General features: G+C 65.7%; 8 protein-coding genes. 3 read left to right on the top strand and 5 right to left on the bottom strand.

The window, feature by feature from the left end:
- Positions 1–48 precede the first annotated feature (48 nt).
- From nirD to DYI37_RS16820, 5 genes are all read right to left on the bottom strand, one after another.
- Positions 49–411 carry a nitrite reductase small subunit NirD gene (gene nirD, locus DYI37_RS16840; RefSeq protein ID WP_116684447.1) on the bottom strand — a complete coding sequence of 121 codons (363 nt, stop codon included), beginning with the start codon at positions 409–411 and terminating at the stop codon, positions 49–51.
- Positions 412–423: 12 nt separating this feature from the next.
- Entirely contained in the window at positions 424–2,871 is a 2,448-nt protein-coding gene (nirB, locus tag DYI37_RS16835) for a nitrite reductase large subunit NirB (protein ID WP_116684446.1), read from the bottom strand.
- 129 nt (positions 2,872–3,000) lie between these two features.
- Positions 3,001–4,764 (bottom strand): ABC transporter ATP-binding protein, encoded by a 1,764-nt coding sequence (locus DYI37_RS16830; protein WP_116684445.1) that lies wholly within the window; start codon positions 4,762–4,764, stop codon positions 3,001–3,003.
- Between the two features lie 13 nt (positions 4,765–4,777).
- Complete coding sequence (locus tag DYI37_RS16825; RefSeq protein WP_199520189.1) at positions 4,778–5,872, bottom strand: ABC transporter permease; 1,095 nt, start codon at positions 5,870–5,872, stop codon at positions 4,778–4,780.
- Between the two features lie 91 nt (positions 5,873–5,963).
- Positions 5,964–7,346, bottom strand: a complete 1,383-nt coding sequence (locus DYI37_RS16820; protein WP_116684444.1) for a CmpA/NrtA family ABC transporter substrate-binding protein — start codon at positions 7,344–7,346, stop codon at positions 5,964–5,966.
- Between the two features lie 643 nt (positions 7,347–7,989).
- Here DYI37_RS16820 and DYI37_RS16815 point away from each other — a divergent pair.
- From DYI37_RS16815 to DYI37_RS16805, 3 genes are all read left to right on the top strand, one after another.
- Positions 7,990–9,258 carry a replication initiator protein A gene (locus DYI37_RS16815; RefSeq protein WP_158555199.1) on the top strand — a complete coding sequence of 423 codons (1,269 nt, stop codon included), beginning with the start codon at positions 7,990–7,992 and terminating at the stop codon, positions 9,256–9,258.
- Between the two features lie 325 nt (positions 9,259–9,583).
- Complete coding sequence (locus tag DYI37_RS16810; protein ID WP_116684442.1) at positions 9,584–10,462, top strand: calcium-binding protein; 879 nt, start codon at positions 9,584–9,586, stop codon at positions 10,460–10,462.
- 63 nt (positions 10,463–10,525) lie between these two features.
- Positions 10,526–13,657: a glycosyltransferase gene (locus DYI37_RS16805; protein WP_116684441.1), complete on the top strand. Its 3,132-nt coding sequence runs from the start codon at positions 10,526–10,528 to the stop codon at positions 13,655–13,657.
- The last annotated feature ends 2 nt before the right edge of the window (positions 13,658–13,659 follow it).

Here is a 13,659-nt window from a genome sequence, read left to right as displayed (position 1 = left end):
GCGCGAACGGTCCTTCGGATCATGGGATGCGCAGCGAAGGCGGCCCGCTCAGGCGGGAACCGCGGCCGCGTTCGCCGCGGCGGCGAGGTCCTCGCCGCTGAGCTGGATCTCGCCGCCGGACAGACGCAGCCGGAAGGTGCGGACCTCGCCCGTATCGGCCCCTTGCGCCTGTCCGCTCTTCAGCGAGATCACCATATTGTGGAGCGGACAGGTCACACATCCGTCGTGGACGATGCCTTGGCTCAGGGGCCCGCCCTTGTGCGGGCACTTGTCCTCGATCGCGAACACCTCGTCGGAGGCGGTGCGGAAGAGGCCGATGGTGGCAAAGCCGGTTTCGATCCGCCTTGCGCCGAGGGGTGGGATATCCTCGATGCGTCCGACGCTGATCCAGGGCTTTTCGATGATCGTCATGGGTTGCATCTCCTATTCGGCGGCTTCGGCGAAATCGAGCCTCGCAATGGGCTGGAACTCGTGCTTGTCCTTGCCCGAGACGCGCTCCGACCAAGGATCGACCTGGGCGAATTTCTGCGAGAAGACGAAGCGATCGAAATAGGCCTTGCGCATCGCATGATCGTCCATGATCTGCCGGCGGATCTCGTCGAGGCCGATGCGCTTGGCCCATTTGTAGATGCGCTCGAGATAATGGCCCTGTTCGCGGTACATCTGCGCCAGCGCCACGACATGCTCGAGCGCCTCGTCCTCCGTCTCCACATGGCCGAGGATCTCGGTCCCCTTGATGTCGAGGCCGGCGGCACCGGCGAAATGAATGTCGAAGCCGGAGTCCACGCAGATGATGCCGATATCCTTGCACGTCGCCTCGGCGCAGTTGCGCGGACAGCCCGAGACGGCCATCTTCAGCTTGGCGGGCGTCCAGGAGCCCCACATGAACTTCTCGATGCGGATGCCGAGGCCGGTGGAATCCTGCGTGCCGAAGCGGCACCAGTCGGTGCCGACGCATGTCTTCACCGTGCGAAGACCCTTGGCATAGGCCTGGCCCGAGACGAAGCCGGCCTTGCCGAGATCGGCCCAGACGGCGGGCAGGTCCTCCTTGCGGATGCCGAGCATGTCGATGCGCTGGCCGCCGGTGCACTTGACCGCCGGAATGTCGAACTTGTCGCAGACATCGGCGATCGCGCGCAGTTCCTTGGCCGAGGTCATGCCGCCCCACATGCGCGGAACGACGGAATAGGTGCCGTCCTTCTGGATATTGGCGTGGACGCGCTCGTTGATGAAGCGAGACTGGTAGTCGTCGGCATATTCGTCGGGCCAGTCGGCGACGAGATAGTAGTTGAGAGCCGGGCGGCACTTGGCGCATCCGTTCGGCGTCGACCACTGGAGTTCCTGCTGCACCTCCGGGATCGTCTTCAGCCCCTTCGCCTTGATCAGACGGCGCACGTCGTCATGGGCGAGCGTGGTGCAGCCGCACATGGGCTTGACGGCGTTCGGATCGAACGCGTCGCCGAGGGTCAGGCTCATCAGCTGCTCGACGAGCCCGGTGCAGGTGCCGCAGGAGGACGAGGCCTTGGTGTGGGCCCGCACCTCGTCGAGGGAGGTCAGCCCCTTCGCGGTGATCGCGCTCGTGATCTTCGATTTGCAGACGCCGTTGCAGCCGCAGATCTCCGCATCATCCGGCAAGGCTGCAACGGCCGCCATAGGGTCCAGCGGGGACCCTCCCTGATAGGCGGGGCCGAAGATGAGCGTATCGCGCATCGCGGCGATCGGCTCGCGGCTCTTGATCAGATCGAAGAACCAGTTGGAATCGGCCGTATCGCCATACATCACCGCGCCGATCAACCGGTCGTTCTCGATGACGAGCCGCTTGTAGACCCCCTGGCCGGGATCGCGCAGGACGATGTCCTCGCGGGTCTCGCCCTCGGCGAAATCGCCGGCGGAGAAGAGATCGCAGCCGGTGACCTTCAGCTTGGTCGACAGCTCCCTCACCACGAAATCGTCGGTATCGCCGAGAAGGCACTTTGCCAGCACCTTGGCCTGCTCGTAGAGCGGAGCGACGAGGCCGAACAGGGTGCCGTTGTATTCGACGCATTCCCCGACCGCATGGATATGGGGATCGGAAGTCCGCATCTGGGCATCGACGACGATCGCGCGATTGACCGCAAGGCCCGCCTCTTTCGCGATCTCCGCCGAGGGACGGATGCCGACGGCCATCACGACGAGATCGGCCGGCAGCCGCTTGCCGTCGGCGAGCTCGACGGCCTCGACCCTGTCCGTGCCGACGATCTTCTGGGTCGAGGCCTTGAGGAGCACCTCGATGCCGCGCTTTTCCAGATCCCTCTTCAGGAGATGGCCGGCCGCCTCGTCGAGCTGACGCTCCATCAGGTGCCCGGCGAGGTGGAGGACGGTCACGTCCATGCCGCGCAGCTTCAGCCCGGCGGCGGCTTCCAGCCCGAGGAGACCGCCGCCGATGACGACGGCGCGGGCGCCCGAGGCGCCGGAGGCCGTAATCATCGCCTGGGTGTCGTCGAGGTCGCGATAGGAGACGACACCCGGAAGATCGCGGCCCTCGACCGGTACGATGAAGGGCGAGGAGCCCGTCGCGATGATCAGCTTGTCGTAGGGCACATCGCCCTTCTCGCCCCTGACGATCCTGTTCGCCCGGTCGATCGAGACGACCTTCTCGCCGAACCGGCAGGCGATGTCATGCCGGGCGTACCAGGCATCGTCATGGGTGACGATTTCCTCATAGCTCTTTTCGCCCGAGAGGACCGGCGAGAGCATGATGCGGTTGTAGTTGCCACGGGGCTCGGCGTTGAACAGCGTGACCTCGTAGGCGGCCGGATCCATCTCGAACAGGGTTTCGAGAACACGGCCCGATGCCATGCCGGCACCGATGACGACGAGTTTCTGCATGATGGGTTCCTCGGAGCTGTTAGTCGGCGGTCCGGCGGCGGTGATCCGCCGACGCTTCGACGCATGGGGCGGTGACGGAGCGGCCGGCCGAAGCTGCGGCCGCGCCTGGGTGGGTCGTCGTGCGGATCTCGTTCATGCCGCCTCCTTCGCCTCGTCGCCGGCGCCGTCGGCCTTGCCGGCGGCTGTCCCGGCCGTTTCCTTCGGATGCGCGCCACCCTCGTAGTCCTGAAGGAAGCTCAGCACCTCCTGGCGGTAGCGGTAGTAGTCCGGGTGTTCGAGAAGCTCCCTGCGGGTACGCGGGCGCGGCAGGTCGACCGTCATGATCTTGCCGATCTTCGCCTTCGGGCCGTTGGTCATCATTACCACCCGGTCGGCGAGGAGGATCGCCTCGTCGACGTCGTGGGTGACGCAGACGGCGGTGACGCGCGTGCGCTTCCAGACATCCATCAGCACGTCCTGGAGATCCCAGCGGGTGAGCGAGTCCAGCATGCCGAAGGGCTCGTCGAGAAGGAGGAGCTTGGGCGAAAGGGCGAAGGCCCGGGCGATGCCGACGCGCTGCTTCATGCCGTTGGAGAGATCCGCCGCCTTTCGGTGCATGGCGTCGGACAGGCCCACCCGGTGGAGGTAGTGCTCCACCACGTCGCGGCGCTCGGCCACGCTCGCATTCGGATAGACCCGATCGACGCCGAGGGCGACGTTCTCGCGGGCGGTCAGCCAGGGCATCAGCGAGGGCGCCTGGAACACCACCGCGCGGTCCGGCCCTGCAGACGCCACCTCGCGCCCGTCGAGCACGATGCCGCCCGAGGAGATGTCGGTGAGTCCGGCAGCCATTGACAGGACCGTCGACTTGCCGCAGCCCGAATGGCCGATGAGCGTGACGAACTCGCCCTTCTTCATCTTGAGGTCGAAGCCGTCGACGACGGTGAGCGGTCCCTTCGGCGTCGGATAGACCTTGCGCACCTCGAAGAACTCGACGAAGCGCTCCTCGATCGGCGATTGCGCGGCCCGCTTGTAGGCCTCCGGCAGGTCGGGCGCCGGACGCTGCTTCCTGCCGGCGATGTCGACGGGAATGACATTGGGAAGCTCGACCGCCTCGCCGGCCTCGCTCTGGGCGTTTCGTCCCTTCTCCATCAAGTAGTTCGTCACTTCGCCGCGCAGCCGCTTGAAGGCCTCGTCGGAATTCATCGCCGTGCGCTCGCGCGGACGGGGCAGATCCACCGAGAAGGAGGGGCCGAGGGTGGCGTTCGGGCCCGGATCGAGCGGAATGATCCGGTCCGCGAGGAGGATCGCCTCGTCGACATCGTTGGTGATGAGGATGATCGTCTTCTTTTCCACCTGGCTGATCGCCGCGAACTCGTCCTGAAGCTTGGCCCGCGTCAGTGCGTCGAGGGCCGAGAGGGGCTCGTCGAGGAGGAGCACCTCCGGCTGCATGGCGAGCGCGCGGGCGACCGAGACCCGCTGGCGCATGCCGCCCGAGAGCTCCGCAGGCTTGCGGCCTTCCGCATGGGAGAGGCCGACCATCTCGATATATTTCTCCGTGCGCGCCTTCCGGCTTCGCTTCGGCTCGCCGGCGAAGACGGAATCGACCGCAAGCGCCACATTGCCGCGAACCGTCAGCCAGGGCATCAGCGAGTAGGACTGGAAGACGAGGCCGCGGTCCGGCCCGGGGCCCTCGACCGCCCTGCCCTTCATCAGCACCTCGCCGGCATCGGGCTTGATGAGGCCGGCAAGCAGCGACATCAGCGTCGTCTTGCCCGAACCCGAGAAGCCGACGATGGCGACGAATTCGCCCTCCTTCACTTCGAGGTTCACGGTCTTCAGGATCTCGGCGCGGTCCTTGCCCTCGCCATAGCCCTTCGAGACGTCGCGCAGTTCGATGATCGGTGTGTCGCTCATGATCGCTCCCGGATTATCGCGTGCCGGAGAAGGTGAAGGCGGACTGGAGGGCGGCCATGATCCTGTCGAGGACGAAGCCGACGATGCCGATGGTGATCACCGCGACCATGATGCGGGCGAGACTGTCGGAGGAGCCGTTCTGGAACTCGTCCCAGACGAACTTTCCGAGGCCGGGATTCTGGGCGAGCATCTCGGCGGCGATCAGCACCATCCAGCCCACGCCCAGCGACAGGCGTAGGCCCGTGAAGATCAGCGGCATCGCGGAAGGCAGGACGAGCTTGGTGATGGTCTTGGCGGTGGAGAGCTGCAGCACCTTGCCGACATTGACGAGGTCCTTGTCGATCGAGGCGACGCCGAGGGAGGTGTTGATCAGCGTCGGCCAGAGCGAGCAGAGGGTGACGGTAATCGCCGAGACCACCATGGATTTCGGCAGGGCGTCCGAGACGTTCACGTAGAGGGCCGAGACGATCATCGTGACGATCGGCAGCCAGGCGAGCGGCGAGACCGGCTTGAAGATCTGGATCAGCGGGTTGAGCGCACCGTTGATCGTGGAGGAGAGGCCGCAGGCGATACCCAGCGGCACGGCGATGACCGTCGCCAGGAGGAAGCCGAGGAAGACCGTCTTGAGCGAGGTGAGGATCTGCTGGGGATAGGTCGGCGCGCCGGTATAGGCCCGGGTCTGGACGCGGTCGCCATAGCCCGCCTCGATCATCTGCTGGTTGCGCGCCTCCTGGCGCTCATAGAAGGCGGCCTTGTCGGCCTGGGTGCGCTCCCAGTCTGCATAGAGCGAGCCGACCTGGTCGGCGACCTGGGCCGGCCCAGGCACGGTGCCGAGCGAGGTGTGGACGGTCGGCGCGAGCGCCGCCCAGACCCCAAGGAAGGCGAGAATGCCGAGGAGCGGCACGAGAAGGCTCTTCCAGAGAACTTTCATGTTGGAGCTCGGATCGTCGCCCGCCGCCATCTTCATCAGCGGCACGGACCAGCCGAGGCCGATCGCAGTCAGGGGGCCGGTGGCGCGGGTGATCCGCATCATGCGCTTTTCGCGCTTGAGAATGCGCCGGTCCTCGGCGCCGGGCTCGCGGCCCATGAAATCGGAGGCGATGGTCATGAAGTGACGGACCTGTCTTCGAAACGGGGAGACGGATTTCGGTAGGGTGCGGCGGGGCCCCGAGCGGCGCTCGTCGGGGACCCGGCCGGGATCAGTTCGAGAGGCCGGCGGCGGTGTCCTCGCCCTTCAGCCCGATCGCGAACTTGGCGAGATAGTCGTTCGGCTTGCGGCCGTCATATTCGACGCCGTCGATGAATTCGGCCGTTGCCGGCTTGTAGCCGTCGGTGTCCGAAGGGATCTCGGAGGCGTCGAGTTGGCCATCCTCGATCAGCGACTGCGCCGCCGCCATGTAGATGTCCGGCTTGTAGACGCTTCTCGCGGTCTCGTCGTACCAGTTGTCGGGCTTCTCCTCGGAGATCTGGCCCCAGCGGCGCATCTGGGTCAGGTACCAGACCGCATCGGAATAGAAGGGATAGGTCGCGTTCTTGGCGAAGAAGATGTTGAAGTCCGGCGCCGGGCGGACATCGCCCTTCTCGTATTCGAAGGTGCCGGTCATCGAGTTCGCGATGACCTCCTTGTCGGCGCCCACATATTCGGGGCGCGAAAGGATCTCGACGGCCTCTTCGCGGTTCGCGCCGTCGTTCTCGTCGAGCCATTTGCCGGCCCGGATCAGCGCCTTGGTGACGGCGATGGCCGTCTGCGGGTTCTCCTCGACGAAGGCGGCGGTCATGCCGAAGACCTTTTCGGGATTGTCCTTCCAGATGTCGTGATCGGTGATGACGGGCACGCCGATGCCCTTGAAGACGGCCGCCTGGTTCCAAGGCTCGCCGACGCAATAGCCCTGGATCGTTCCCGCCTCGAGCGTCGCCGGCATCTGCGGCGGCGGCGTCACCGACAGGAGGACGTCCGCACCGATCTGTCCGGAGGTATCGCTCGGCGAGTAATAGCCGGGATTGAGACCGCCGGCCGCCAGCCAGTAGCGCAACTCGTAATTATGGGTCGAGACCGGGAACACCATTCCCATGTTGAAGGGCTTGCCCTCGGCCTTGAACCCGTCGACGACGGGCTTCAGCGCAGAAGCGGAGATCGGATGTTCGGGCTTGCCGTCCGCGCCCATCGCGATATTGGCCTTCATCCCGTCCCAGACGGCGTTCGAGACCGTGATGGCATTGCCGTTGAGATCCATCGAGAACGGCGTGACGATGTGGGCCTTCGTGCCGTATCCGATGGTCGCGGCGAGCGGCTGGCCGGCCAGCATGTGGGCGCCGTCGAGCTCGCCGGTGATGACGCGGTCGAGCAGCACCTTCCAGTTCGCCTGGGGCTCGAGCGTGACGTAGAGGCCTTCGTCCTCGAAGAAGTGCTTCTCCTTGGCGATCGCCAGCGGCGCCATGTCGGTGAGCTTGATGAAGCCGAACTTCAGCTCGGCCTTTTCCGGAAACACCATCTCGGCGAAGGCCGCGCTGGAAACGGTGGCAAGCGCGGCCGCTCCCATCAGCGAGAGGACGGTGCGGCGGGTGGTGGAGAAAGAAACCATGGGACAAGACTTCCCTGATGCCGGAACGGCGCGGCTCGCCGCATGTCCGGTCTGAGTTGCATCTGGAACGAAAAAAGGCTGCCCGACCCGATCGGCCGCGAAAGAAGTCGAAGACCGCTTCGCGAACACTCGATAGGTCGGCAGCCTTGCCGAAGGACACCCGCCTTTGGATGTCGCAGGGACCGACCCTATCCGGCCGGTCCGCGAGGAGAACCGTCGATATCGGCCTCTGCTCTGCCCTTGTCTTACCGTGCGATTTTTCGCGGTGCAATAGCAGTTTGCGGGATATTTATACTCATTCCAAATATGCACAAATCGTGTGCACCACGCCTTTTCCTCCAGCAGTTGGACGCCCCCGAGGAGAGAGCGTACGCGACAGGCCGAATTTCGATGTCCGCCTTTTTCGCAGCCCGCTCCGCCGGGCGGTCTTTTGTGGAAAATTCGCCACAATCGGGATCGTGAATGAACGACGTGATGCGTCGGTCGCGGCCCCGGTTCGTCCATCGCCCTGATCTGCCTTGACCTTTCGTGAGCAAGCGACCATTCACGCGTTCGGACCGAGACGATCCCGGCCGGCCCCTGCCGGATGTTTCGTCCAGACCGCGTGTTCGCCTGTCTTCAACGGATCGAACAGGAGAGTCTCTTGCCGAACGAAGGCGCCGCTCTGCGGCACGAGTTGCAGCTTCTCGATCGCGAAGCCTTTTGCGAACTGTCTCTTCACGAGAAAAACGCCTATCTGCAGACCACCGTCCGCGAAATCCAGACGGTGAGCGCGAGACGCTGCATTCCCCTCGACCGGGATCAGCTCAGCCGGCTGCGGCGGTTCTATTCCCGCCGGAGTATCGCCGATCTGAAACTGGGGACCGAGGATCGGGACAAGGGTGAGACGGCGCTCCTGATCTATGCCGAGGCGATCCGGCGCGGGGCGGTCGAGATCGCACCCGAACCCCGGCCGGCGACCGAAACGGCGAACGGCTCGCCCGTCTCCGCCGGGGCCGAGACGGTGGACGACGCGGCGCACTTCTTCCTTCCGGCCCTCAACGCCTCGGGCGTGCGGGACGAACTCGATCTCATGGACATCGCGCCCTTCACCCTGTCGAAGATGGTCCGCGACCGGATCCTTCGCTACGAGCTCGAAGACAGCGTCGTGACCATCGAGGGCGGCAGCGAAGTCGGACTCGCGACGGCCTACGACTACGACATCTTCATCCACATGGTCTCGCATCTGGCGGCCGAAATGCAGGCCGTCGAGGAAGCGAGGAGCCGGGGGCTCGAAATGCCCCTGCCGGCGCGGATCTACCGGCCGAGCCTCGGCGATCTCCTGAAATTCTGCCAGCGCGCCTCGGGCGGCAAGCAGTATCTGGAGCTCGAGAACGCTCTCGACCGCCTCCAGGCGACCCGCATCAAGATCACCAATCTGCAGGATACCGATCGCCGGGAGACCGAATCCTTCCCGCTCATCGGGCGCTTCCGGGTCGTGTCCCGAACGAGGCAGAACCGGGTGGAGCGCGTCGAGATCGAGATTCCGGGCTGGGTGTATGACGGGGTGACCGCAGCCGGCGACAAGCAGTCGGTCCTTGCGCTCAATCCCGCCTATTTCCTGATCACGCGGCCGCTCGCCAAGTTCGTCTACCGGCTCGCCGTGAAGTCCGCCGGCGAAGGCACGGCCATTCACGGCCTCGAAGACGTCCATCGCCGGAGCGGCTCCTCCCTCCCGTTCCGCAAGTTCCGGTCCGTGATCGAGGGACTTGTCGAGGAGTGCCGGACCCAGCCCCTCCCCGACTACGATCTGCGGCTCGAACCTGCGAGCGAACCCCAGATTCTCATCCTTCAAAAGCGCCGCACGGCGACGGTCGACATCACGGTGACGGTTTCTTGCCAGAACGCCGTACATCATTCCGGCAATCCTTGATAAAAATGGTGCAGCGCGAAGGTGCACCGCATCCGAACCTTGCGTAAGTTACAAATTTAATGCTTTGATAAACCTGCCATTCCCCGTTTTGGCAGGACTTCGTACATCGAATCCCGCCATATTCAGGTCGACAGGTCCATTGAGTCCAGAAAGCCACAGTCGATCTTTGCCAAAATGGCGTACTTGAAGTTTTGATGACCGTGTTGCTTCCTTGATCGACTAAAAACGGCAAGCAGAATTGGTCGGATATGCATTTTGACGATTGCGGGACGCCAGTCTTGATGATAATTCCCTCCAAGCATCAAACCGTTTGAAAGGCCTTCCCATGGCAACAATCTCTGGCGGCACCAGCAATGCCGGCGCTGCGGTCGCGAACGACTCGTCCATCACCGACGCCACCAAGGCGATCCTCAACGGTGTGAACGCTTCGGGCGGCGTCTACACGACCACGACCGCGGGCTCGGCGAGCACCCCGGCCGTGGCCGGCGGCCCCGATCGTGCGGTCACGATCGTCGATCAGCCGAGCTCCGTCGTTCAGGTCGGCTCCCAGCTCAACGCCTTCGTCGTCGCCGATCAGGCCGCGACCATCGCCGGTGGCGCGGGTTCCGGCACGATCGTCGGCTCGACGGGCGGCGATCTCATCGGCACCGCCGGTTCGGGCGGTGGCCAGTACAGCCTCCTCGCGGGTGCCGGCAACGACACCATCATCGCCGCTTCGGGCCAGTCCACGATCAACGGTGGCGACGGTGCGGACATCATCGGCGTGTTCGGTGGCCAGAACCTCGTCGCCGTCGGCGCCGGCGACACGGCCTTCGTCGCAGCGGGCCAGAACACCGTCCAGGGTTCGGCCGGTTCGACCACGGGCTTCTCCGGTGGCCAGAACGTCTTCGTCGGCTCGGCCGGTGCGGAGACGATCATCGCGGCTCAGGGCACGAGCACGATCTCGGGCGGCGCAGGCAAGGACCTCTTCCTGTTCACCAAGCTCGACAACTCCGGCGGCCGTCACGTCATCACCGACTTCGGCGCCGGCGGAACGGCGGACACCCTGGCCTTTGTCGGCCTCGGTGCGACCAGCGTCGACGCCCTGCTTGCGAACGCGACCGTCAGCGGCGGTTCGGTTACGCTCAACTTCAGCGGCGGCATCTCGGTCACGGTCCAGAACACCACCGTCGACGCTCTGCGCGGCAACATCCTGCTCGGCTGAGCCGGCTCGCAGCAATCATGAATTGGGCTCGCACTTCGGTGCGAGCCTTTTTATTGTGTGGCCATGGCATTCGTCTTCCCCGATAAAGTTGCCGCACTCGACGACCTCATCGCGGCGGGCGACCCCTCCGCCGATCGGCTGGCCCGTGATCTGCTCGCCGATCGCGACCATCATCTTTCGGCCGTCGCCGGTCTCGTCCGGCTCGATCTCGCCCGGCGGGACTACGACGCAGCCTTTATCCACGGCGCCCGCCTCGTGCGGATGCGCCCCGAGCGCCTCGACTTCCTGACGCTCAACGCGGCGATCGCATGGGCGCGCGAACGCCATCGGGACGTTCTGGCGATCCTTCGCAAGGCTGAGGCTGCGGGAGGTGCCGACGCGACCCTTCTCGTCATCGCCATGCGCTCGGCCAAGGCGCTCGGCGAAAGAGCGATCCTCGATGACCTCTGCCGCACCCTCGCCCGGTTCGGCGCTCTGTCGCAGGACGCTATCGCGCAACTCGACCAGAGCCTCGACATGCTGCCCGAACGACCCGGCTGGGTTTCGGTGACGGCCGATGGCGGCCTTCTGGGATCGCTCCGCCGGGACGGACTGGAGGGTGCCGAGATCGTCTGGCGCAAAACCGGAGAGCCGGAGAGAAGACGCGCGCTTCGCGAAGTGGCGGTGATCGAGACCGCCGGCGATGTCCTGCGTTTCAGCCTGCCCCGACGCACCTTGCCGGACGAGGGCCGGCTGCGGTTTTTCGGCGCGCGCGAGGAATGGCTCGGCTCGCCGATCGCCCTGCCTGCCCACCCGGCCCTGCGCGGTATGGTCGGCGAAGGCGCGAAGGGCGTCTACGGCTGGGCCTCGGCACCCGGCGATCCCGACCGCCCCATCGATGTCGAGGTGACGGATTCGGCCGGGCGGACCACATGGATCACGGCCGGCGAACCAAGCGACATCGCGCGCGCGCTCGGCAGCTCGTCCGTGACCTGCGGCTTCACCTTCGATCTCGACCGCCACGACCTTCAGCCGGGACCGATCTCCTTCCGCGCTCTCGGAGTGCCGCTTTCAGGCTCGCCCATGATGGTCGAGGCGCGCTCGCGGCGTGCGTCCGCCCTCGCCCCCTTCCGCCGGGCCGCCGCGCACGCCCTTCCACGCGACGACAGCCTCCTCAGCGATGCCCTCGCGGTGGCGCCCATTCCCGCCGGCGTTCGCGGGCGGCATCCGGCCGGCCGGATCGCGATGGATCGTAGCGCGCCGAGGGCCGTTCTCGTACCGGTCTACGACGGACGGGACGAGACCCTCGCCTGCCTCGCCTCGGTGATCGAAACGGTCCCGGCCGACGTACGCATTCTCGTCGTCGACGATGCCTCACCCGATCCGGACCTCTCTGACGAGCTGGCGGAACTCGAACGCCGGGGCAGGATCGAACTCCTGCGCAACCCCGTCAATCTGGGCTATCCGGGTTCGGTCAATCGCGGCCTGGAACGGCTGACCGGCTTCGACGTCGTTCTTCTCAATGCCGATTCGATCGTTGCGGGGAACTGGCTCGATCGCCTGACGGCGGCGAGCCGGAGCGCTCCCGATATCGGCACGGTCACGGCCCTTGCCCCATCCGGCAGCATCGCCGGATATGCCGCTCGCGCGCAGGATCAGGCGCCGGAGACGATCGCGGCGACCGACAGGGCGGCCGCGAGGGCCAATCCGGGTCTCGTTATCGACGTGCCGACCGGTGTCGGGCACTGCCTCTATGTGCGGGCCGACTGCTTCGCCGCCGTGGGGCGCCTCGACGCTCTCACCTTCGGGCGCGGCTATGGCGAGGAGAACGATTTCTGCCTTCGCGCCTCCGCCCTCGGATTCCGAAACGTCGTCGCGGCCGATGTCTTCGTCGGCCATCTGGGCGAGCGATCCTTCGGCGCCCAGCGTCGCATCCTCTCCCACCGCAACGGTCTTCTCATCGAACGCCTGTATCCGGGCTATGACGCCCTGGTGGCCCGCCACGTCGCGAGCGATCCCCTCGCCGGCGCCCGGCGCCGGATCGATCTCGCACGGCTCCGGTCCGGTCCGCCGGCCGTCCTTCTCGTCACCATGGGCCTCAAGGGAGGAGTCGCGACCCATCTCGACGCTCGGCTGGAAACGCTCCGGACGGAGGGCTACCGGGCGCTGACCCTCCAGTCCCTCGCGCCTACCTCGGATGCGGGCCCATCCGCCACGGCGCGGTGCAGGCTGGCCGTCGACGACCAGCCCGATCTGGAGGATCTGATCTATACGCAGGACGAGTTCGGCCCGCTCATGGATCTCCTGCAAAGCCTGCGGATCGAGAGAATCGAGATCCACCACACGCTTCATCACCACCCGCAGGTCTTCGACCTGCCCGCGCTGCTTGCCGTCCCTTACGAGATCGTCGTCCACGACTATTCGTGGATCTGTCCGAGAATGGCGCTCGTCGACGGGTCGGGGCGATATTGCGGGGTGCCGGACGCTGCCGCCTGCGAGCGCTGCGTGACCTCGTTCGGCTCGATCTCACAGGAACGGATCACGGTCGCGGATCTGCGCGCGCGCAGCCGCGCCTTCTTCGCCGATGCGGACCGGGTAGTCGTCCCCTGCCGCGATGTCGCGACCCGGCTCGAACCCCATCTTGGCCGGACCGGAATGACGGTCGTTCCCTGGGACGATGCGAGGCCGCTCGGGCGACCGGAAGGCGCAACCGAGAACCGGGCGCCGGACCGGCTCGTCGTCGCACTTCCGGGCGCCATCGGTTTTCACAAGGGTTTCGAGGTCCTGAAAGCCTGCGCCGACGATGCGCGCGCCCGCCACCTGCCGCTTGAATTCGTGCTTCTGGGCAATAGCGAGGACGACAACGCCCTGTTCGCGACGAAACGAGTGTTCGTCACCGGCACCTATGAAGCGGCGGAACTGCCGGCGCTGCTCGAAGCCTCACGCGCCGAACTCGCTCTCCTGCCTTCGGTCTGTCCCGAAACCTGGTCCTATACGCTCAGCGAGATCTGGCGCAGCGGCTTCGAGGTGCTGGCCTTCGATCTCGGTGCGATCGCCGAGCGCATCCGCGCCCATGGGGGCGGACGGCTGCTGCCGATCGAGGCGACGCCGGCAATGGTCAACGATGCGCTCCTCGCCTGGAAGCGTCCCGGCTTCACACGGTCGCAAGGGAAGGATATGAACGCCGTCGGAAAAGCCGACGACTGTTGTCGCTGAAC

The organism is Fulvimarina endophytica, assembly GCF_003403015.1.
Lineage (GTDB): Bacteria > Pseudomonadota > Alphaproteobacteria > Rhizobiales > Rhizobiaceae > Fulvimarina > Fulvimarina endophytica.
This window is presented reverse-complemented; position numbering and strand designations above follow the sequence as displayed.

What these genes read in the sequence shown, in the direction of transcription:
- DYI37_RS16805 (WP_116684441.1), top strand. Translation starts at nt 10,526, where the DNA reads ATGGCATTCGTCTTCCCCGATAAAGTTGCCGCACTCGACGACCTCATC.
- DYI37_RS16820 (WP_116684444.1), bottom strand. Translation starts at nt 7,346, where the DNA reads ATGGTTTCTTTCTCCACCACCCGCCGCACCGTCCTCTCGCTGATGGGA.
- nirD (WP_116684447.1), bottom strand. Translation starts at nt 411, where the DNA reads ATGACGATCATCGAAAAGCCCTGGATCAGCGTCGGACGCATCGAGGAT.
- DYI37_RS16830 (WP_116684445.1), bottom strand. Translation starts at nt 4,764, where the DNA reads ATGAGCGACACACCGATCATCGAACTGCGCGACGTCTCGAAGGGCTAT.
- DYI37_RS16825 (WP_199520189.1), bottom strand. Translation starts at nt 5,872, where the DNA reads ATGACCATCGCCTCCGATTTCATGGGCCGCGAGCCCGGCGCCGAGGAC.
- DYI37_RS16810 (WP_116684442.1), top strand. Translation starts at nt 9,584, where the DNA reads ATGGCAACAATCTCTGGCGGCACCAGCAATGCCGGCGCTGCGGTCGCG.